The sequence below is a fragment of the Sphingomonas sp. CFBP 13733 genome (genome assembly GCF_014841795.1).
In the GTDB taxonomy this organism is placed as follows: Bacteria; Pseudomonadota; Alphaproteobacteria; order Sphingomonadales; family Sphingomonadaceae; genus Sphingomonas; species Sphingomonas aerolata.
In genome coordinates, this window is the sequence record NZ_JACYUP010000004.1 from 115,359 (window position 1) to 137,066 (window position 21,708).

The following is a 21,708-nucleotide window of genomic DNA, read 5'->3' on the forward strand; positions in this document are numbered from 1 at the left end:
CCGTTGAGAATTGGCGAGCATCCAACGATGATCGACTGCGGTTCCTGAGATTGCTCTCTTTGCAGCAAGCGCAATGCGACAACCGTTCGGTTGTGCCACCGCTTACGCTTCATCGACGGCGTGACACCTTTTTGAGGGCTCGCGACAATGTGTCGATCGAATAGGGCTTATGCACCAGTTCGAACCCGTGCGTACCGCTCTGCGCCAGAACCTCGCTGTAGCCGCTGGTCAACACGACCGGAAGCTTAGGATAAAGGCGGCCGATCTCCTGACCCAGCTCGATACCGGACATACCGGGCATCATCACGTCGGAGAAGACGATGTCGAACCTGTCTGCATCTGCCGCCAGTTCGGCGAGTGCTTTGGAGGCGTCCATCGCCAAGACCGTATGATAGCCCAGCTCTCCCAACGCCTCGGTCGCGAACATGCCAACCTCGGCATTGTCCTCGACGACCAGCACACAGGCGCCTTCGCCGAGCGGCAGGGAGTTGTCGCCTTCTTCGGCCGCTCCGCCGTCCAGCCCGTCGACCCGGGGCAGGAACATGGTGAACGTTGCGCCTTCGCCTTCCTCGCTTGTGACGACGACGCCCCCGCCGGACTGCTTCGTGAAACCGAAGACCTGGCTGAGGCCAAGGCCTGTCCCTTCGCCGACCCCCTTGGTGGTGAAGAACGGTTCGAAGATCCGTTCAATGTTGTCGGCTGGAATGCCAGGACCGCTGTCGGTCAGGGAGACCGTCACGAACTCGCCCGGGGTGGCCGGATGGGACCGTATGGCGGGCATGCCGGAGGCTGCCGCCACCACGATGGCCAGCTCGCCCGCGCCGTTCATGGCATCGCGTGCATTGACCGCCATGTTGACGATCGCGGTGTCGAACTGGCTGCGGTCCGCGTCGATGTAGCAAGGCTCCGTCGGCAGCCGATGCGATACCTTGATGCGTGCACCCATCAGCGTCCGCACCATGTCGCTGACCGTCCGCACGCTTTCCGAGACATCGAAGACTTCGGGTTTGAGCGACTGGCGGCGCGCGAATGCGAGCAGCTGGTTGGTCAGTTTGGTCGCGCGTTCGGCGGTGTCGGAGATCGCGTCGATATAGCGCTGCCGGCGTTCGTCGGAGAGACCGGGGCGGCGCAATAGGTCGATCGAACCCCGGATGACCGTCAGCAGATTGTTGAAGTCGTGCGCCACCCCACCGGTGAGTTGCCCGATCGCCTCCACCTTCTGCGATTGGCGCAACGCATCCTCGGCCTGGCCAAGGTCGGCGGTTCGCTCGGCAACGCGCTGCTCCAGCGTTTCGGCGAGCGCGCGCAGATCAGCGACAGCACGGTCGCGCTCCGCTGCGATGCTCCGCCGTTCCTCGACGTCGATCAGGACGCCGGGAAAGCTCAGCGGCGTTCCGTCGGGTGCATGGTCAACCCGACCGTTCGCTTCGATCCAGTAATATCGACCGTCAGCACGGCGGACCCGGTATTGATGCGCATAGGACCCACTGCGGGCGATTACCGCGTTGATGGCCTCCGTCAGCCCTGCCTGATCGTCGGGATGTACCGTTGCTGTGATCTGGGCGAGCGGGATGCCGGATCGGCCGAGCGCCGGATCAAGGCCGAAGGCACGCGCGAATGCCTCGTCTACGGTGAATTGATCGCTTGGCAGGTCCCAGTGCCAGGTGCCGATGATGGCGCCGGCTTCCAGCGCGAGTTTCACCCGCTCGACGTTCTGACGCGCGACGGCTTCACTGACACGCAGGCGTTCCTCCGCTTCTCGGCGGGCGGTCACGTCGTTGAAAATAATTGCGATCTGTCGATCTGCGGGATCGCCAACCCTTACTGCCCGTACGTCGAACCAGCGCTGGAATGCTTCGGCATAGTTCTCGAAATTGGTTGCTTCACCGGTCTTGGCAACATGCCCGTAGGTCTCGAACCAGAACTGCTCCAGGTCAGGTGCGAATTCCGTGACCCACTTGCCGCGCAAGTTGACGCCGGACTGGCGTTCAAAAGCGGGGTTGGCTTCGACAAACCGGTAGTCGACGGCTTTGTCATCCTCGTCGAACTTGACCTCGACGATGGCGAAAGCCGCATCGACCGTGTCGAAGATTGTCTGGAAGCGCTGCTGCGCTTTCCGGAGCGCTTCGCCGGCAAGATGCTCTTCGGTACGATCACGCAGAACCTTGACGTAACCGGTATGGCGGCCGGCCGAATCCCGGAGCAGAGATAACTCACCGCTGGCCCAGAAAGGCTCGTCCCCCTTGCGCACGTGCCACCGCTCATCAGTGGCCCGCCCTGTCTCACGGGCGCAGGCCATCTCCTGTAAAGGCACCCCGGCGGCACGGTCTTCATCCGTGAAGAACAGGAAGACGCTTTGACCGATCACCTCGTCTTCCGACCAGCCCAGCACCCGTTCCGCGCCATAGCTCCATTCGATGATACGGCCTTCGAGATCGCAGGCTACGATGGCGAAGTCCTGTGCGCTATCAACGATCGCCCGCTGGCGCGCCTCGGCTGCAATCAGCCGTCCCGTTGCAACACGCTGCTCGAACTGCACCATGACCTGTCGCGCCATGACGCGGATCGTCTGCTTCTGAACCTCGGTCAGGTCGCGGGGGCGATAGTCCAGAACGCAGAGCGTGCCGATCGGAAAGCCATCAGGGGACTTCAACAGGGCGCCAGCATAGAAGCGCAGATGCGGCTCACCCGTGACCAGGGGATTGCAGTCGAACCGTGGGTCGTTCGTCGCATCGGGGACGAGCAGGAATTCATCCTCGAGGATCGCACGCCCGCAGAAAGACGTCTCCAACGGCGTCTCACGAACGCCAAGCCCGACTTCCGCCTTGAAGAACTGGCGGCCGTCCCCGATCAGATTCACGATCGCGATTGGCGCGTCGCAGATCGCCGCCACCAGTTCGGCGATCTCGTCGAACGCCGCTTCGCGCGGAGTGTCCAGCAGGTCATATTCTGCGAGTGCAGCCAATCTTTGCTTCTCGCGTGCGGGCAGCTCGGTCATCGGACTCCAAAGGTTTAGCGGGTCACAGAGCTGTAGCATCGTCACCGCCAAGCTCAACGTTGGTCGTTCCTAAACTGTCGAAACCGACCGGTTGTGACACCCGCAGCGACGCATGCTCTTTCCCGTTCCTCGGCGATGGCTCCATGATCTGAAATTCCTGCATCGCGACCGCTGCGATCACTGAAAGATCCGATGACAGGGAACCTCGGCATGCCTCTCACGTATGTTGGTTAACGAATATATTGTGGGATTGGGACGAGGGGTCGATGACTGAGACTGGAAGAGTTGCCTATCATCGCGACCGGGCTGAGCAAGAACGAAGGCGTGCGAGCCAGGCAATCGATGACCGCAGCAAGAATGTTCATATCGAACTGGCCCTGGCCCATGGAAAAGCGGTCGTTCTTGGCGGGCATCGTCTTCGCGCAGCGCACGACCGGTGATGCGAGCCGAAGAGGCTTGACGGTATAACTCTCGGACGCTCGCGCAAAGAGCGCTGATCATGCGGCGACTGAGAGCCCGCCCGAACGGAATGCCGGTGTTCGCCCAGGTTGCCTTTTCCAAGTACAAGCGGTTGTAACACGAGATCAGGCAGCGAATGCTGTCCAGCCCATCGCATCGGAATAGGTGTCGATCCGACGCGGCATGAACGATCGGCGACGCTGCAGCCGCGACAATGGATTCGAAGCTGGACAAGATGGCGATGTTCGCCAGAACGTTGTCGGGCAAGGTCGCCGTGATCATCGGCCCGGTCGCCATCTTCGTCGCCGCGGGCTTCGAGCATTCCATCGCCAACATGTCCCTGCTGCCAATCGGCTGGTCAGGTGAGCGTCTGATCGCCTCCCGCGGTGAGGTGAGCCCAAGGGAGGGCAGGACCGACGGGCACGATTCCGCAAGGGTTGAGGTCGCGGTGGCTGGCGTAGTAATGCGTCTTGATGTGATCGAGATGCACCGTCGCGGCGATGCGCGGATCTGCCAGCATCCGTGCGACGTAAGCGTCCAACGCCGGATAGTCGGAGATGCGGCGCACGTTGCACTTGAAGTGGAAGTGATAGACCGCATCGAAGCGGACCAGCGTGGTGAAGAGGCGGATATCGGCCTCCGTCATCGCCTCGCCCACCAGCCAGTCGCTACCGGACAGCCTCTCTTCCAGCCAGTCGAGCGATTCGAACAGCGGGCGCACTGCCGCCTCGTACGCGTCCTGCGTCGTGGCGAAGCCGGCCTTGTACACGCCGTTGTTCACCGTGTCGTAGACGCGGGCATTGACCTCATCGATCTGCTGGCGCTGGGCCTGAGGATAGAGGTCCGGTCCGGATCCGGCGAACGCCGCGAGCATCCGGATGATGTCCGCCGATTCGTTCGACACGATCGTGTCGGTCTCGCGATCCCACAGGACGGGTACGGTGACCTTGCCGGAATAGTCCGGCCTGGCGCGGGCGTACAACTGCCACAGGAACTCGGCGTCGTGCAGCGGATCGCCACTGCCGCCGCGGCTCGTGCCGAAGGTCCAGCCATTGTCCAGCATGACAGGATCGACCACCGAGACGCCGATCGCATCCTCCAGTCCGTGCAGCGCGCGCACGATCAGCGTCCGGTGTGCCCAGGGGCAGGCATAGCTGACATAGAGGTGATACCGGCCGGGCGTCGCCGGACGGCCGGGCTGTCCGTCGTGGCCGGGGCTCCCCACCGGGGTCAGCCAGTCGCGAAAGCCCGCATCCTGCCGTTCGAACGCGCCGCCCTTGCTGTCTTCCGTCACCTTGCCCGCGTGCCACGCGCCGTCGATCATTCTACCCATGTCATCCCTCCGTCGAAATCGGACCTCAAGCAAGATCCGCCACCGTTTCCCCTCACGAACGACCAAAGGCTCTTTTTGTCCCATGCGATGCCTCTGGCGGCGGGTTCGGGACCGGTCGCCCCGGCTCAGGCAACAGCGGCCGCAGGTCGACGGTCGCGTCCACCACGCCGGTCGCCGGGTCGTCGCGAAAGGGATAGGAGGTGCAGGAGCGGTAGGAGGTTCTTGAATGGCGAAGCATGGTCGGATGGCAGGGATGGCAGGGATGGCGGCTGGGTTGATGATCCTCGCGGCGACGGTCGAGGCTGCCGCACAGCCTCGCGTCGAGCGCCTGACAGAGAGGCCTGTCGCGCTGACGCTGTTGCCGGCCACAATGCACGGCCGTTTCGAGCGGAAAGGCGCCGGCTTTGTTCGCCAATGGCCGGGCAGTTATGCCGAGACGGCGTTTCGCGGCTCGGCGGTATCGTTCGACGTGGGGCCGGGCGAGGTGGCACTCCACGTGCTCGTCGATGGACGCAAGATCACGACGCTCGTCAAGCCGGTTCCGGGCCTGTACCGCGTCGCCGGGATGCCCGCCGGGCGCCACGTGTTGCGCATCGAGGTCGCTTCGGAAAGCCAGTCCGGTCCGACCGGGATCGGGCCGTTCTTTGCCGAGCGGGGGACTGTCGGAGCGAGGTTGGAGCAGCGCACCCGGCAGATCGAATTCGTCGGCGATTCGCACACCGTGGGCTATGGTGTGACGTCGCCCAAACGCGAATGTACCCAGGACGAGGTCTGGGCGACGACGGATACGTCGCGCGGCTTTGGCGCGCTCCTCGCCCGCCGCTACGGCGCGGATTACCAAGTCAATGCGATCTCCGGGCGCGGGGTGGTGCGCAACTATGGCGGGTTCGCAGCCGACACGCTGCCCGAAGCCTACCCCTTCTCCCTCTTCGATCATCGATCCCGTGCCAACGCGACCGGCTGGCATCCGCAGGTGATTATCGTCTCGCTCGGCACCAACGATTTCACCACACCGCTTCACGCCGGCGAAACATGGGTGAGCCGCGACGCGCTCCACAGCGATTACGAACGACGCTATGTGCGCTTCGTGCAAGCGCTCCATGCGCGCGATCCACGCGCACAGATCGTGCTGTGGGCCACGGACATGGCCAATGGCGAGATCCAGGCGGAGGTGGCCAAGGTTGCCGCGACCTTGCGCAAATCCGGCGCGCCGTGGCTCACCTATGTCCCGGTCAACGGCCTTTCCTTCACCGGGTGCCACTCGCACCCCTCGCTCGCTGATCAGACCGTGATTGCCGACCGGATCGCGGAGGTGATCGACGCGCGCGTCGCGGGATGGGCGCGGCGATCCTGATCGACGAACGGCTGGGTCGTCGGGCCGGCAAACGCAATAGGGCGCGGCGCATTATCCTGCTATCGCAGGAGGATGACGATATCGCATCCTGCCCCCACCGATGCCCGTGTCAAAGAACGTGCCGCGGTCGACGCCGCCACCTTTGCCGCCGAGATCGCCCTGCGCGACGCGCCGATCGTGTTGCGCGGCCAGGTCGCGCACTGGGCCAGCGTCCGGGCTGCGGCGGGTGGCGATCGCGCGACGGCGGCGTATCTGACCGGGCTCGGCGATGGCGGCAAACCGATGGAGGTGCTGATCGGCGGCCCGGCGTTCGGCGGCAAGTTCTTCTATCGCGGCGATAATCTGGAAGGGTTCAACTTTCACCGCGAAAAGGCGCCGCTCGGCGTGTTGCTGAGCGAGTTGCTGCGCCTGTCGGACGTCCCCGAAGCCGAACGCCATTTCCTCTATGCGAACGCAGCGACCGCGCCCGAGCATCTGCCGGGATGGGCGGCGGCGAACCCGCTCGACCTGCCGATGGGCGGGGCGACGCCGCGGTTGTGGATCGGCAACGGATCGCAGACCGCGACGCATTATGACGGGTCGACCAATCTCGCCTGCGTGGTCGCGGGCGAGCGGCGGTTCACGCTGTTTCCCCCCGATCAGGTCGGCAATCTCTATCTGGGGCCGCTCGACCGGACGCTGGCGGGGCCGCCTTCGAGCATGGTCGATCCGCTCGCGCCCGATCTGGAGCGGTATCCGCGCTATGCCGAGGCGCTCGGCCACGCGGTGGTGGCCGATTTGGGGCCGGGCGATGCGATCTTCATCCCGGCGATCTGGTGGCATCACGTCCAGGCGTTCGGGACGCTCAACGTGCTGTGCAACTATTGGCGCGCCTATGATTCGAGCGTGTCGGCGTTCCATGCGGTGGTGCACGCGATGATGGCGGTGCGCGACCTGCCCGCGGCGGAGAAGGCGGGCTGGCGCGCGTGGTTCGAGCATTATGTGTTCGCCGACGAGGCAGCGGCGGCGGGCGATCATCTGCCCGCGCCCGCGCGCGGCGTGCTGGGGCCGGCCAGCCAGGACCGGACCGAGCGGATCCGCGGCTATCTGCTGAAATCGCTCCAGCGCCGCTGAGCGTCATTCGCTGTCGAGATAGGCGGCGACCCAGACGAGCGGCGCGTTCCAGTTGATCGCCACCTCGTTCAGCGCATAGGCGTTGATGTCGTCCGCCCAGCAGCGTTGCGGCGCGCACCGGCCCTTCAGTGTCATGGCGACCGGATCGACCATCGCGCTGTTGTTCGGGCCGCCCGATACCACCCCCGGCGGCGGCGGTGGCGAGGATGCCGACAGCTGATGCGCCCAGAAGCGGTGATGCGGGTTGGTCAGCGGCTTCCATCCGGTCCCCGAGACATAGGATTGGCCCAGCGGATTGCGACCGAGGATATAATCGGCGGCATCGACGACGCCGGCGCGGTAGCGCGCTTCGCCGGTGAAGCGCTGTGCGAGGCCGAGCAGCATCGCGCGGTTTAGGATGCTGGAATTCGACCCCCAGTTATAGGTCTGCGACGCGTAGGGGATGCGGTAGCCGGTGCGCGCGGTTTCGGCGAGAAAACCGTCGGCGGCCGCGACGATCGCTGCACGTGCGGCATCGCGGATCGTCGCGGGCACGCCGCTTGCGGTCGCGAGCGTGATCATGCCGAGTGGTGCGACGCTGGCCCAGCCGGGTTCGCCGGTCGCGCCGGTCGGCAGCGCTTCGCGGTAGGCGGCATCGCCGGTCGTCGCGAACAGTTCGGCTGCAGCCCAGGCGCGTTCGTCGTCGAGCGTCTCGTCGCCATAGCCGCCGCTGCCGGTGAAGCCCTGCGCCGCGAAGATCGCGGGGTTGCGCTGCGCGGCGGTCCAGGCGGCGCGCGCGGCGGCAAGGCACCGCGCGGCAAAGGCGGGATCGATCGGCCGCCACAGCCGCGCGGCCTGCGCTGCAACCGCGGCAAGATTGAGCGTTGCCGCGGTCGAGGGCGGGTAGAGGAGCCGCGGTTCCTTGTCGTCGGCGGGTGCGGTCGGCAATGTCGTCCAGCGCGCGTCGGCGACCTTGTGATGCGCCATGCCGCCCGCGTCGACCGGAGTCAGCGCAAGCCTGCCCGAGCGATCATGCGGCCCGATGGGGAGTGCGACGCGGGTGCCTGTGGGGACCTGCATCCGCAGCATCCACTCGATTTCCCACCGCGCTTCGTCGAGCAGGTCGTCGCGGCGGTTGCCGGCTTCCGGCAGCCGCGCCTGACCATCGGCGAACACACGACGCGCAAGCCCGGTCTCGTAGAGATTCTGCAGCGTCCATACCGCGATGCCGCCGTTGACGACATATTTGCCGTGGTCGCCCGCGTCGTACCAGCCGCCGGTGACGTCGAGGGTGTAGGGGCAGCCGGACCAGACATTGCTCTTCTCGTCCGCGCCCGAAAAACAGGCGGCGACCTCGCGCGGGTGTCCGGCCGCGCGCGCCCAGCGCTTGCCCGCCCAGCGCGCCTCGATCGGCGTGCCGGCGCGCTGCTGGTAGAAGAAGTTGAGCGCGTCCAGCGCGAGCGGGGCGTAGACGTCCTGGCCGACGCGGAAGCGGCCGCTTTCGGTCCCGTCGACGCGCAGCCGGTAGTTGCCCGGGCGGGTGAGCGCGGTGAAGCGCGCGACATGGACATGATCGCCCGACGCCGCGTCGTCACCGCCGACGCTGGTGCGTCCCGTCAGCACGGTCTTGCCAGCGTCGTCGACCACGACCCAGTCGAGCGGCCGCGTCGCGTGATCGGCGACGATCGCAGGCTTGGGGTCTTCGGGACGGAAGCCGAGCTGGTTGATGTTGATGACGGCGGCGGCGAGCAAGAGGGCGATGGGCATCAGATTGTCCTGTCCTGGCCCAACCGTGCCAGCGCGTCGGCATGGGGGGGCATGTGCGTCAGCGAGGTGGCGACGACGCGCTCGATCTGGGCGAGCCGCTTTGCCGCGTTGGCGAGCGGCAACGCGTCGCAGATGGGATCGTGGCCCGCCACGGGTGCGTCCTGTCCGGTCAGCAGCGCGAGCCAGCTGACCTCGTTGAACAATTCGTCCGCTTCGCGGAAGATGCGTCCGCCGGCGCGGAACAGCGCGAGCTTTTCGGTGAGGCCATCCGGGATCGGCGCCGCCGCGCGCTCGCGCCAGAAGGGTTCGGTACGGGCATTGAGGTGGTAATGCGCGACGAGGAAGTCGCGGATCCGGACGAACTCGCCGGTCATAGTGCGGTTGTACCGGTCGACGATCGCCGGGGCAGGGGGAACGCCCGTCGGAAGCATCCGCAACAGATGCTGAAGCCCGCTCTGCACCAGATGAATGCTGGTCGATTCCAGTGGCTCCATGAACCCCGCCGCCAGGCCGAGCGCGATGCAGTTTCCGCTCCAGAACCGGGTGCGGTGTCCGGTGGCGAAGCGGATCACGCGCGGGTCGGCCAGTGCCTCACCGTGCAGCCCGTCGAGCAGCGTCGCGGTCGCTTCGTCCTCGCTGGTGTGGCGGCTGGAAAAGACATGCCCGTTGCCGGTGCGATGCTGCAGCGGGATACGCCAGCGCCAGCCGGCGGGTTCCGCGATCGCACGCGTGAGCGCAAGCGGCGCGGCGTTGGCGGCCGAAGGGACCGCGACCGCACAATCGCACGGCAGCCACTGTGACCAGTCGGTCCAGCCGGCCTGCAGCGCGCCCTCGATCAGCAGCGCGCGAAACCCGGTGCAGTCGAGGAACAGGTCGCCCTCGATACGGCTGCCGTCGGCGAGATGGACCGCGGCAATTCCGGCGGGGCCACGCTCGACGCGGTCGACCCGGCCCTCGCGGCGGACGACCCCGTGCGCCTCGGCCTGCGCGCGCAGGAACACGGCGTAGCGGCCTGCGTCGAAATGATAGGCATAGCCGATCCGCGACAGCGGTGAATCACCGTTCGCGATCGGGCGCGAGAAGCGGCCGGCTTCGGCGGCGCGGGCTTCGAGCGAATAGGCGCCGAGCGCATCGGCGGCACCCGCCTCGCGGGCGCGCAGCCACTGCGCGGCGAATGGCACGCCCGCGATGTCGGTCCCGATCTGGCCGAACGGATGGACGTAGGATTCGCCCGGGCGCGTCCACCCCTCGAAGCGGATCCCGAGCTTGTAACTGCCGCCGGTCGCGCGGAGGAAGGCGTCCTCGTCGATCCCGAGCATCGCGTGAAAGGTGCGGATCGGCGGGATCGTTGCCTCGCCGACGCCGATCGTGGCGATGTCGTCCGATTCCACGAGGGTCACGCGCGTCCCGGCCGGGCCCAGCAGGCGGCCGAACGCGACCGCAGCCATCCAGCCCGCGGTACCACCGCCGACGATCACGACCGATACGAGCGTGCCGGTCATGCGCGCACCCGCGTCGGGCAAGTGCGGGCCAGATAGTCCTCGTGCCGGGGCATTCGCGATGCGGCATCGGCGAACATCGCGCGCAGCCGGTCGAACCGTGCGTCGACCTCGCGCGCGTCGACCGCGTCGGCCAGCCGGTCCCAGCCGTCGGGAACGATGCCCTGGCCCAGCAGCACCGCGACCCAGCTCGCCTCCGCGAACAGATCGTCCTCCCAGCGGAACAGCCGTCCGCGGCGACGCCACAAGGCGAGTTTCTCGCTCAGGCTGTCGGGGATCGCCCGCGCACGCGTCTCGCGCCAGAACGGCGAATCCTCGCGGCGCGTCGCATGGTAATGGAGGATGAGGAAGTCGCGGACCTGGTCGAACTGAGTCGCTGCCAGCCGATTATAGGTGTCGATCTCGACCGGCGAGAAGCCCTGGTCGGGAAACAGGGCGAGCAGTTTCGAGATGCCGGTCTGGACCATGTGGATGCTGGTCGATTCGAGCGGTTCGGTAAAACCGGAGGCAAGGCCCAACGCGACGACGTTGCCGATCCACTGCTTGCGCCGCCGTCCCGCGGTAAAGCGCAGCAGGCGTGGTTCGGCGAGCGGGGTGCCGTCGACCCCGGCGCGCAGCGTTGCCGCGGCCTCATCGTCCGAACAATGCGCGCTGCTGTAGACATAGCCGTTGCCGGTGCGGTGCTGCAGCGGGATGCGCCATTGCCAGCCGGCCGCGCGCGCGGTCGAGCGGGTATAGGGGGTGATCGCCGGGCCGGCGTTCGCGGTCGGCATCGCGACGGCCCGATCGCAGGGAAGCCAGTGCGTCCAGTCCTCATAGCCCGCGCCCAGCGTCTGCTCGATCAGCAGGCCGCGGAACCCCGAACAGTCGAGGAACAGGTCCCCTTCGATGACGCGGTCGCCGGCCAGCGTGACGTGGCGGACATGGCCGGTCTCGCCGTCGAGCGCGACGTCGACGACATCGCCTTCGACGCGCACGACACCGTCGCGCTCGGCGCGCCCGCGCAGGAAGCGTGCATAGAGGCCCGCGTCGAAATGATAGGCGTGCGCCATCTGCGACAGCACCGACGCCGGGTCGGGCGAGGGGGGCATGAACCGCCCCGCGCGTGCGGCGACCGCGCAAAGTGAATAGGCCTCGATATCCTCGACGACCCCGGCGGCGCGGCGACGACGCCAATATTGGTGGAAGCGCACACCCTCGATATCGAAACCGAACCCGCCAAAGGGATGCAGATAGCGCTCGCCAAGCGCACCCCAGTCGACGAACTCGATCCCGAGCTTGAAGCTCCCCGCGGTCGCGGCGAGGAATTCGGCTTCGTCGATTCCCAGCATCGCGTTGAAGCCGCGGATCGGCGGGATCGTTGCTTCGCCGACGCCGACGGTGCCGATCGCGTCGGATTCGACCAGGGTGATGCTCGCCCCGGTCGGGATCAGCCGGGCGAGCGCGGCCGCCGCCATCCAGCCGGCCGTACCGCCGCCGACGATGACGATGTGGCGGACGGGCGCGCCGATCGTCATGCGCGCGCCCGCAACGCGGCCATCGCCTGCGCATAAGGGGGAAGCGCGCGGACCTGCGCGATGACCCGCGCACGCTGCTCGGCCAGATGCCGCTCGATCGCCGCCAGCGGCACTATGTCCGCGCGCGCATCGTAACGGCGCGGCATGAGGCCCATCGCGTCGAACATCACCGCCCAATCCTCTTCCTCGAACGGTTCGTCGTCATACATCGGCAACCGCCCGCGCGCCGCAAACAGATCGTATTTGGCGGCCAGTGGTCCCGGTAGCGATGCCGCGCGGCGGTCGTCCCACAGCGCGCCGGCGCGCCCGGCCACGGCATAATGCGCGATCAGGAAGTCGCGCGCGCCCTGTAACGCCCCGGCCGCGGTGCGGTTGAAGGCGGCGGCTTCGACGGGTGACTGCGGTCCGGCGGGCCAGAGCTGGATCAACTGCGCGAGCGACCGCAGCAGCAGCGTCAGTGCGGTCGGGTGCAGTGGTTCGAGCAGGCCCGCGGCGGCGCCCAGTGCGACGCAATTGCCGCGCCATGGCTCGACGCGCCGCGCCGCGCGGAACGGATTGCCGGTGCCCCCGATGCTGCACGTCAGCCGCACATCCGCGCCGTCGAGCGGCCAGGTTGCCGTCCAGCCCGTGTCCTGCGCATCGACCTGCGTATAGGGCGGGGGGGCGCCCTGCGCGGACACCGTCTCGGCATGCGTGCGGTCGCAGGGCAACCAGCCGGACCAGTCCTCGGACGCGGGGCTGGTACGGCTGGCGATGCGCGCGTCGGTTCCCGAACAGTCGAGGACGAGCCAGGGTTCGATCCTGGTACCGTCCGCAAGAGTCAGCCTCTCGACGATGCCGTTCGCTGCGATCTCGGCATCGACGAAGTCCGCGGACGCGCGTTCGGCCCCCGCTCGCAGCGCCGCCCCGCGCAGCAGCGCTTCATAGGGCGCGACGGGCAGATGCATCGCATGCGCGATCGGCGCCCCGGGTGCGAACCGGCCCGCCTGCGCGGCGACCGCGGACAGCGCGTGATCGGCCAGCCGGACCGGATGCCCCACCGCGCGCAGCCGTCCGGCGAGTTGGTGAAACGCGATGCCCTCGAGCGGCGCACCGGTCTCGCCATAGGACAGGAACGCCGCCGCGCCGTCGCCCCGCCAGCCGCCGAACGCGACGCCCAGCGCATGGCCACCGCCCGTCATCCGGACGAGCGTCGCCGCATCGAGACCGAGATCGGCATGAAAGCCCGCGAGCGCCGGCGGCACCGCGATCACCGGCGCGAAATCGCCCAGGCCATCGCCGCCGGTGCCGTCGTCGATCACCAGCACGCGGTAGGACTCGCGTGGCAAGCGCCGCGCCAGCGCTGCCGCGGCGATCCAGCCACATAGGTTCGCGCCCAGCACCGCGACCGTGACTGTCACGCGGCAGCCCCGATCCGTGCAAGATAGTCCGTATGCGACGGCATCCCCTCGGCGACGCGGCGGCAGGCGTCGGCGACCGCCGCGACACGCGCGCGCGAGTCCGTGACGGGCTGTGCGGCGACGAGGGGGTGGATCCGTTCGGGCATGATTCGCTGGCCATAATAGACCGCGAGCCAGCTCGCCGGCAGGAACATGCCCTCGCGATATTGTTCGACGATGCCGCGATCGCGAAAGGCGGCGACCTTCCCGGCCAGCGAGGGGGGCAGGTCCATGGTCCGCATGTGGCGCCAGAACGGCGTGTCGTCACGCTCGGTCGCGCAATAATGAAGAACCAGAAAGTCGCGGACGCGGTCATATTCCAGCGCCATCGCGCGGTTGAATTCCGCGGCATCCGCAGGGTCGAGCACGGCGTCGTTCGGGAACAGCTCGATCAGCTTGCCGATGGCCAGCTGGATCAGGTGGATGCTGGTCGATTCGAGCGGCTCGAGGAACCCGGCGGAAAGGCCGATCGCCACGCAATTGTCGATCCACTGGCGCTGCCGACGCCCGGTGCGGAATCGCAGCATCCGCGGCTCAGCCAGCACCTCGCCCTCGAGAGTGTCGAGCAGCACCGCGCGCGCGCGGTCCGGATCGGTGAAGCGCGTCGAGAAGACATGACCGTTCCCGGTGCGATGCTGCAGCGGGATCCGCCATTGCCAGCCGGCGTCGCGCGCGGTGGCGCGGGTATAGGGGAAGAGGGGGCCGGTGTTCGCCGTCGGGACCGCCCAAGCCGCGTCGCAGGGCAGCCAGTGCGCCCAATCCTCGTGTCCCGCCTGCAGGGCGCCTTCGATCAGCAAGGCGCGGAATCCCGAGCAGTCCACGAACAGATCGCCCTCGATCCGCTGCCCGTCCGCCAGGCGAAGCGCCGCGATACCGCTCGGGCCCCGTTCGACGTGCTCGACGCGGCCTTCGATCCGCGTGACGCCGCGGGCTTCGGCATAGTCGCGCAGATACGCGGCATAGAGCCCGGCATCGAACTGATACGCATAGGAATAGGTCGACCCGACCGATCGCGGATCGTCGAGCGGCGGCGTGAACCGCCCGGCACGCGCGGCGACGATCGGGAGCGAGCAGGCGGCGAGCGCGGGCGTCTCATCCGGCTTGCCCCGGGTCGCGTGGAGCCAATGCTGATGGAATGGCAGTCCGTCGATGTCATGGCCGAAATCGCCGAACGGATGGATGTAGCTGTCACCGATCCGACCCCAATCGCAGAACTCGATGCCCAGCTTGAACGTCGCCTTGGTACGCCGGACGAAGTCGGCTTCGTCGATACCCAGTCTTTGATTGAAGAACCGGATGTGCGGCACCGTGGCCTCGCCGACACCGACGGTGCCGATCTCCTCGGACTCGACCAGCGTGATGTCGGCCAGCCGTGCCGCGGACGGCGTACCGGTCGTTAGGCCGAGCGTCGCCGCGGTCATCCAGCCTGCGGTACCGCCACCAACGATAACGATGCGTAGCCGAGCACGTTCGTCCAATTCCACCCCCCGGCTATGTTGCAATCATGCAACAAGCCTAGCAATTCACTAAAAAACCGTCCGATTCAGTCTAGGCCTAACTCATCCCTCTCGCTACCAAACATTGTAAGAAAAAAGCGCTTACAAATGATAGCGCTAACACAATGAGGGGATGCCGGGAGTCATGGCCAAGTACAAGATCACACGCGCCGCGCGTCGCGGGAACCTCCTCAAAGGTGGTGCCTCCCTGCTTGCGCTGTGCCTGGCCGCCGCGCCAAACGGTGCTTTAGCCCAGCAAGCCGATGCCGCCGCCGGCCAACCTGCGCTGACGCCGAACGCGGCCGGGCGTACCGCATCTTCTGATCGCACTGCGGCGGCGGTGGCCGGGGCGCCCCAGGCGGGCGCGGCACAGCCCTCCGCCAACGGGCAGGTGCCCTCGGGCGGTGCCGAGGTGACGCAGGCCGAGCAGTCGACCGCAACGCCGCAGGACGAAGCCGCCGATCAGGACATCGTCGTCACCGGCATCCGCCAGAGCCTGAAGAGTGCGCAGGCGATCAAGCGCAATTCCGAAGTCGTGGGCGATTCGATCTCGTCCGAAGACATCGGCGCGCTGCCCGATCGTTCGGTCACCGAAGCGCTGCAGCGCGTGCCTGGCGTGTCGATCAGCCGCTTCTCGGCCGGTGCCGATCCCGATCACTTCGCGACCGAAGGGTCGGGCGTCACCGTCCGCGGCCTCAGCTACACGCGCTCCGAGATCAACGGCCGCGATTCGTTCAGCGCGAACAACGGCCGCGGCCTGTCCTTCGCCGACGTGCCCGCCGAACTGCTTGGCGGCGTCGACGTGTTCAAGAGCCCGTCCGCCGACATGATCGAAGGCGGCATCGGCGGCTCGGTCAATCTGCGCACGCGCCTGCCGTTCGATTCTACCGGACTGGTGCTGGGCGGGACGCTCGAGAACAATTACGGCGATTTCGTCAAGAAGTCGGCGCCCACGGTCTCGGTGCTCGGCAGCAACCGCTGGGAAACCGGCATCGGCGACTTCGGCATCCTCGCCAGCTTCGTGCGCTCGCAGGTCCGTAGCCGCGCCGACAGCGTGCAGATCTCGAACTGGGGCGAGCGCGTGATCGGCGCCGACGGATCGCTGTTGCAGCCGGTCGACGCGACCACCGGCGTGGTCAACGCGGGCCGCACCGTCTACGTGCCCCGTGGCGCGGCGATCCGCAGCCAGGAATTCAACCGCACGCGCTACGGCTATTCGGCCGCCGGCCAGTGGCGTAGCCCCGACAAGTCGATGACCGCGACCGCGCAGTTCCTGCGGACTGACTCGCGCGAGGCGTGGACCGAGAATTCGATCGAGGTCGCGACCGACAACGTGCTGGCGGCAGGCGACACGCAGCCCTTCCCCGGCACCAGCTTTGCCTATGACGACGATAACGTCTTCACCAGCGGGATCATCACCGGCCCGAACGGCTATCGCGCCGATCAGGATCCGGCGAACGGCGGCGATCAGCGCACGCCGAGCAACGGCCTGCAGAGCAACAACATCTCGCGCGGCAACCAGTCGCGCTTCCGCACCAACGACGCCAGCTTCAACCTGAAGTGGCAGGCGACGAACCGGCTCGGCATCAACCTCGACTACCAGCATGTCTGGTCACAGGTGAAGGTCACCGACCTGACGGTCTGGGGCACGACCTTCCAGAATGCCGACATCCGGCTGGACGGGACCAACCCGGCCTATGTGAACTTCATCCCCGTGACGAACACGCCGAACAATTACCAGAACGCCGCGCACCCGAGCTATCTCGACGCGTATAACAACTTCTACCGTTCGGCGATGGACCATATCGAGGACAGCGAAGGCAACGAGGATGCTGCGCGCATCGACCTCGATTATTCCTTCCCGGAGGATAGCTGGCTGACCTCGGTCCGCGTCGGCTATCGCTTCGCCGATCGCCAGAATGAAGCGCGTTCAACCGGCTATAACTGGGGCGTGCTCAGCGAGATCTGGGGCGGCGGCAACAACCAGGACAATGCAGCGGCGCCGACCGGCCCGGGTGGCCCGGTCTGGTTCGATCGCCCGATCGACGGCAATCCCGTCACGCGCAATACGGGCAATCTCGGACCGCAGCAGGCCTTCCTCTACGACAACTTCTTCCGCGGCAAGGCGAACGACTCGTCGAACGGCGGGCGCGTGTTCGTGCCGGGGTCGTTCCTCCAGGATTATGGCGCGGCAACGCAGGCGATCAGCCAGATCGCGCAGGAATGGCGCAACTTCACGAGCAACCTGTCGGGTGCCAATGGCTGGGTGCCGCTGGCAAGCCGTGCCGGTGTCGTCGCCGGAACGCCGTTCCTGCCCGGTGAGATCAATCCGGTCAGCGAGCGCAACAACGCAGTCTATGCGATGGCGCGATTTGGCAACGACCTGTCGAACGGTTGGAACCTGAGCGGCAATATCGGTGTGCGGTACACCAAGACGGATCGCGTCTCGTCGGGCTTCTTCGCCTTCCCGCAACAGTCGTTCAGCTGCGTCGCGCCGACCGACGGGCAGCCGGTCTCGCGGTTCTGCGCGCTGCCGCAAGCCGTACGCGACGCCGCGGCGGCGTTCCAGAACGGCAGCACGACACCCAACGACGCCAAGCTGAGCTACGACTATTTCCTGCCGAGCTTCAACGTGAAGCTGGCGATGGGCGGCGGTCTTCAGTTCCGCGCGGCGTTCACCAAGAGCGTCGCCCCGCCGGATTTCGGGCTGACCCGGTCCTATTACAACATCAATCTGAACACGAGCGACCAGACGATCCTGTTCAACGGCGCGCCGGTCGCGACCTTCCAGGTCGGCAACCCGTTTTTGAAGCCGGTCCGTGCGGACAATTACGATGTCACCGCGGAATGGTATTTCTCGAACGTCGGCCAGCTCACGCTGTCGCTGTTCAAGAAGGACCTCTACGGCGTGCAGACCAATAGCCTGCAGCGTCAGAGCTTCACCAACAACGGCGCGACATTCGACGGGATCATCACGACCCCGCTGAACTCGACCGAGACGGGTCGCGTAAAGGGGTTCGAGGTCGGCTATCAGCAGACCTATGATTTCCTGCCGGGGTTCCTGAGCGGGTTCGGTCTCGCGGCCAATTTCACCTACGTGAAATCGTCGGGCGTGTCGCAGCAGAATCTCGACTCCGACGATCCCAACGTCACCGCGGGGATCATCTCCAACGTCGACACCAGCGGGTTGCCGTTGCAGGGGCTGTCGAAATACCAGTTCAACTTCGCGCCCTTCTATCAGCGTAACGGGCTGGAGGTACGCGCTGCGTATAACTGGCGGTCGAAGAACCTGCTGACGATCCGCGACGTGATCGTGCCGAACTCGCCGGTCTACGCGGAGAAATACGGGCAGCTCGACGCCTCGATCTTCTACGCAGTGACACCAGCGATCAAGATGGGGTTCCAGGGCGTCAACCTGACCAATTCGATCACGCGCACGTCATATGTGATCAACGATGATCTGCTGACGCGGCCGCGCAACTGGTTCATCGCGGATCGCCGCTTCACCTTCTCGATCCGCGCATCGTTCAGATAAGCGCGAAAGGGTCGGCCGGTCCGGCCGACCCTTTCGATCCTTTTCCCGTTCTCCCCTCTGGGCGCCGCGCGACAATCGCGGCGCCCTTTTTTTGTCCGGGCGTCAGGTGCGGGGCGGGGCGGCGGCCAGTGCGGCGGCGATCGCCGTGTACATCGGTTTTGGCTTGAACGCGGCGTCATAGGGGCAGGGGCGGCGGCGGGCCTTGTCCTTGCGCGGCTCGAACCCCTCGATCCAGCTATAGCGGTCGGTCATTCCCCACAGCAGCACGTCGCGAAGCTGCGGATAGGCGAGCATCACGTCGAGATAGCCGCGCGTGAAATCGGCCACCGCCTGGTCGCGGACCGTGAAGTCGGCAGGGAGTGCGTTGTCGCGGACGTCGAGCTCGGTGATCACCAGGCCATAGCCCATCGCGGTGACCGCATCGAGGAAGCGGCGCCACTCGCCCTCGAGCCCGGCGATCGTTGCACGCGCGTCGATCCCCTGCGTGACCAGGTGAGACTGCACGCCCAGCGCATCGACCGGCACGCCGCGCGCCTTGAACCCTTCGAGCAGCTTGAGCACGCCGGCGCGGTGCGAGGCGTTGCCGGGTTCCCAGCTCATATAGTCGTTATAGACCAGCTGCGCGTGCGGCGCGACGCGGCGCGCGGTGTGGAAGGCGAGGTCCAGCGTTGCCTCGGGGCTGCCCAGCGCGCGCGACAAAGCGGTCTGGTACAGGCTCGCATCCTTGGGATCGACCGCCTCGTTGACGACGTCGTAGCTGCGGATCCGCGTGCCATAGCGGCGGCATACCGTGGTGATATGATCGACCAGCAGATGTTCGGCGGCGCGCGCGGGGGTCGCGCCGAAATCATGCGCTTCTTCCCAGCGCGGCATCCATTTGGGCTGATGCCACAGCAGATTATGCCCGCGCACCGGCAGCGCGTTGGCATCCGCCCATGCCATCATCGCATCGAACCGGGTGAAGTCGAAGCTGGTCGCGCTCGGTCGCAACGCCTGCCACTTCATCTCGTTTTCGGCGACGAGCAGACCACAGTCGCGCTTGAGCAGGTCAGCATAGGCCGGGTTCGCGAACGAGCCGCGATCGGCACCCGGGGCACCCCATGCGAAACTCGATCCCACCCGCATCCCCTTGGCCGCGGCGATGCCGTGCAGGCCGGTCGGCGCAGGTGCGGCCGTTCCACGGGCGCCGGCCGATACGGCAAGACCCGTCAGCATCGCCAGCCCGGTGCGTCGCGTAATTTCCACAGCACATCCTCTCTTTTATGATAGCGCTAACGCTGACGGCTTCTCCGCACCAGGTCAATCCCGAAGCCTCTGGTTTGATACGCAAACTGGATGGCCGAAGACTCGACGGTTCGGTGGCAAGCGGGTCTTGAACGTGTCTATGCAACGGGGGAAGGCGGGCCCGGTTCAATCAGCCGTTCTGCAACGACCCGCATCGCCTCGACATCCCGGCCGCAATAGAGGCGCAGGGCGGTATCAAGTTCGGCGCGGCGCTCCGGCGCAGATGCGACGTCGACCGCTTCGCGATACGCCGCGACCGCGTCGCCGCCGTCCCGTACGGCCAGCGTGGCATAATCGAGATGCGGTGCGATCGTCGGCAGGACCGCCTTGATCGACCAGCTTCCGCGCTGGTCCCGGTGGTACCAATGGTCGCGGGTGACGGGCAGCAGGTCGACGATGCGCGCGGCGAGATCGTCGAGCACGGCGGCGAGATCGGGATAGGCATGCGCGAGGCGCAGCACGACGTCGCGTTCGAAACGGGCGTGCCAGGCGATGACCGCGCCGGTCCGTGGCAGTGCGGCAAGCGCCTCGGCACAGGCGCGACGCGGATCGTTGCCGCTCAGGTCGAGGAACTCGTGTCGTACGATGCCGTGGTCCGCGGCTTCGACATCCGCGACGAATTGAAACGGCACCTGCTCATAGGGCGAGCAGCCGGGCCAGACCGGCACCGCGTCGCTGACGGTTTCGAAGTCCAGCCAGATGCGCGGATACGACCAGCTGGCCATCGCCTGCGCAGCGCCCGCGGGATCATGCTCGACCTGCCCGGTCATCGTGGCGCGGTGGACGCGGCGGTCGGTGTCGGAGCGCAGATCCTCGACTGGGACGAGCGTCAGGTCGTCGATGCCGCGGCGCAGGAACGCTTTGCCTGCGCCGCGCGGCAGGATCGTCACGGGCCAGTACGGACCTGCGGGCAAGTTTTCATGGCAGTGGTCGACGAAGGCGCAAGCGTACGGCGCGTGGCAGTGATCGCCGACGATCGCCGCAGGTTCGCTTTGTGTAAGCAAGGCCTTGGCCGCACCGATGCGCGCGCCTTGTGTCGCCACGATCGGCGCAACCACCGCGGTCACGTCGGTATCGACGAACAGCCCGCCGCGATCCCCCGAGCGGTCCAGCGTGAAGTCCCGATCGAGGTGGCGGACGTGAACCGATGTGATGCGGAGGCCGTTGGCGGCGGCGACCCAGGCCTGAGTCGCGAGTGCGGCGAGATGGTCCGGCTTTGCCTTGGTCGAACCGCGAACGGCAATGATGCGCCAGCCGTCGCCATCCGGTTCGAGGATATCGACGATCGCCTGCACGCCGTCGTGGAAGAACTGCGCGCCCGCGATGGTCTGGCGGGTCGCAATCGCTGCGCCGGTCGCTGCTGGCGCTGCCGATCGACCGGAGGCGGGGTCGATCATGACCATGTCAGGCATTTGCCGCCGCGCCTCGGCAGCAATCGCATGCGCGGCCGCCCGACGATCGGCGGCATCGTTCGTCGAGCCTGCGCTGTCGGGCCGAAACGTCATCAGCCACAATTGCCGCGGGCACCGCTCGAACGCGGCGAGGCGTGATGGCGAGAGCGTGTCAGGCGACAAAATCACACTTCTCCATCGACCATCCGTCCCAGCGCATCACGAGGTCCCGCGCGTTGCGCGACGTTGCGGGATCGACCGCGACCGCGTCGATCCGTTCGGCCTGGCGTTCGATCAGGCCGAGCCACTTGGCGCGGACCGCCTCGACGTCCGCCGGGAGCATGTAGCGATGCCATAATCGCGCGACGCGTCGTTCGATGAAAAGGCGCTCGAGCACGTCGCGCGTGCGGTCCAACGGCAGTCCCGCATGGCTGCGCCGCAATTCGCCGACGATATGCGACGGATAGATCTCGCGGCGGGTCTTGAGCAGGTCGAGAATGGCCCGTTCGATCATCGTCTCGTCGATCGCCGTGGTGGTCGGCAT

At 66.7% G+C, this 21,708-nt stretch carries 14 protein-coding genes and 1 pseudogene; 4 read left to right on the forward strand and 11 right to left on the reverse strand.

What is annotated here, in order from left to right; all coding sequences use genetic code 11:
* Positions 1-109 precede the first annotated feature (109 nt).
* Positions 110-2,998 carry a PAS domain S-box protein gene (locus IFT71_RS13090; protein ID WP_192141419.1) on the reverse strand — a complete coding sequence of 963 codons (2,889 nt, stop codon included), beginning with the start codon at positions 2,996-2,998 and terminating at the stop codon, positions 110-112.
* 22 nt (positions 2,999-3,020) lie between these two features.
* Positions 3,021-3,179 carry a hypothetical protein gene (locus tag IFT71_RS13095; protein WP_192141421.1) on the reverse strand — a complete coding sequence of 53 codons (159 nt, stop codon included), beginning with the start codon at positions 3,177-3,179 and terminating at the stop codon, positions 3,021-3,023.
* A 519-nt stretch (positions 3,180-3,698) separates the two neighbouring features.
* On the opposite strand from IFT71_RS13095, the pseudogene IFT71_RS21730 reads away from it, so the two are divergent.
* Positions 3,699-3,803, forward strand: a pseudogene (locus IFT71_RS21730) (formate/nitrite transporter family protein); the annotation flags it as partial.
* A 12-nt stretch (positions 3,804-3,815) separates the two neighbouring features.
* On the opposite strand, the gene IFT71_RS13105 reads toward IFT71_RS21730, so the two are convergent.
* Positions 3,816-4,790 carry a glutathione S-transferase family protein gene (locus tag IFT71_RS13105; RefSeq protein WP_192141423.1) on the reverse strand — a complete coding sequence of 325 codons (975 nt, stop codon included), beginning with the start codon at positions 4,788-4,790 and terminating at the stop codon, positions 3,816-3,818.
* Positions 4,791-5,067: 277 nt separating this feature from the next.
* On the opposite strand from IFT71_RS13105, the gene IFT71_RS13110 reads away from it, so the two are divergent.
* Positions 5,068-6,144, forward strand: coding sequence for an SGNH/GDSL hydrolase family protein (locus tag IFT71_RS13110; RefSeq protein ID WP_244654928.1), 1,077 nt, complete (start codon positions 5,068-5,070; stop codon positions 6,142-6,144).
* 72 nt (positions 6,145-6,216) lie between these two features.
* Entirely contained in the window at positions 6,217-7,257 is a 1,041-nt protein-coding gene (locus tag IFT71_RS13115) for a cupin-like domain-containing protein (RefSeq protein WP_192141427.1), read from the forward strand.
* A gap of 3 nt (positions 7,258-7,260) precedes the next feature.
* On the opposite strand, the gene IFT71_RS13120 is transcribed toward IFT71_RS13115, so the two are convergent.
* From IFT71_RS13120 to IFT71_RS13140, 5 genes are read right to left on the reverse strand one after another with little or no spacing between them, the layout of a single operon-like run.
* The gene (locus IFT71_RS13120; protein ID WP_192141429.1) at positions 7,261-9,003 is read right to left on the reverse strand and encodes a glycoside hydrolase family 9 protein; all 1,743 of its coding nucleotides are present in this window, start codon (positions 9,001-9,003) and stop codon (positions 7,261-7,263) included.
* Complete coding sequence (locus IFT71_RS13125) at positions 9,003-10,505, reverse strand: tryptophan halogenase family protein (RefSeq protein ID WP_192141431.1); 1,503 nt, start codon at positions 10,503-10,505, stop codon at positions 9,003-9,005. The genes IFT71_RS13120 and IFT71_RS13125 overlap by 1 nt, the downstream gene beginning before the upstream one ends.
* Entirely contained in the window at positions 10,502-12,019 is a 1,518-nt protein-coding gene (locus IFT71_RS13130; protein WP_192141433.1) for a tryptophan halogenase family protein, read from the reverse strand. The genes IFT71_RS13125 and IFT71_RS13130 overlap by 4 nt, the downstream gene beginning before the upstream one ends.
* Positions 12,016-13,419 (reverse strand): tryptophan 7-halogenase, encoded by a 1,404-nt coding sequence (locus IFT71_RS13135; RefSeq protein WP_192141435.1) that lies wholly within the window; start codon positions 13,417-13,419, stop codon positions 12,016-12,018. Before IFT71_RS13135 ends, IFT71_RS13130 begins: the two co-directional genes overlap by 4 nt.
* Positions 13,416-14,936, reverse strand: a complete 1,521-nt coding sequence (locus tag IFT71_RS13140; protein WP_192141437.1) for a tryptophan halogenase family protein — start codon at positions 14,934-14,936, stop codon at positions 13,416-13,418. Before IFT71_RS13140 ends, IFT71_RS13135 begins: the two co-directional genes overlap by 4 nt.
* A gap of 163 nt (positions 14,937-15,099) precedes the next feature.
* Here IFT71_RS13140 and IFT71_RS13145 point away from each other — a divergent pair, with 163 nt between their 5' ends.
* The gene (locus IFT71_RS13145) at positions 15,100-18,489 is read left to right on the forward strand and encodes a TonB-dependent receptor (protein WP_192141439.1); all 3,390 of its coding nucleotides are present in this window, start codon (positions 15,100-15,102) and stop codon (positions 18,487-18,489) included.
* A 102-nt stretch (positions 18,490-18,591) separates the two neighbouring features.
* Here IFT71_RS13145 and IFT71_RS13150 read toward each other — a convergent pair whose 3' ends face one another.
* The 3 genes from IFT71_RS13150 to IFT71_RS13160 all read right to left on the reverse strand — a co-directional run bounded on the left by IFT71_RS13150 (position 18,592) and on the right by IFT71_RS13160 (position 21,708).
* The gene (locus IFT71_RS13150) at positions 18,592-19,734 is read right to left on the reverse strand and encodes an endo-1,4-beta-xylanase (protein WP_342212655.1); all 1,143 of its coding nucleotides are present in this window, start codon (positions 19,732-19,734) and stop codon (positions 18,592-18,594) included.
* A gap of 137 nt (positions 19,735-19,871) precedes the next feature.
* Entirely contained in the window at positions 19,872-21,353 is a 1,482-nt protein-coding gene (locus IFT71_RS13155) for a DUF2779 domain-containing protein (RefSeq protein ID WP_342212656.1), read from the reverse strand.
* A complete protein-coding gene (locus tag IFT71_RS13160; protein ID WP_192141441.1) occupies positions 21,337-21,708 on the reverse strand; it encodes a hypothetical protein in 372 nt (123 codons plus the stop codon). Before IFT71_RS13160 ends, IFT71_RS13155 begins: the two co-directional genes overlap by 17 nt.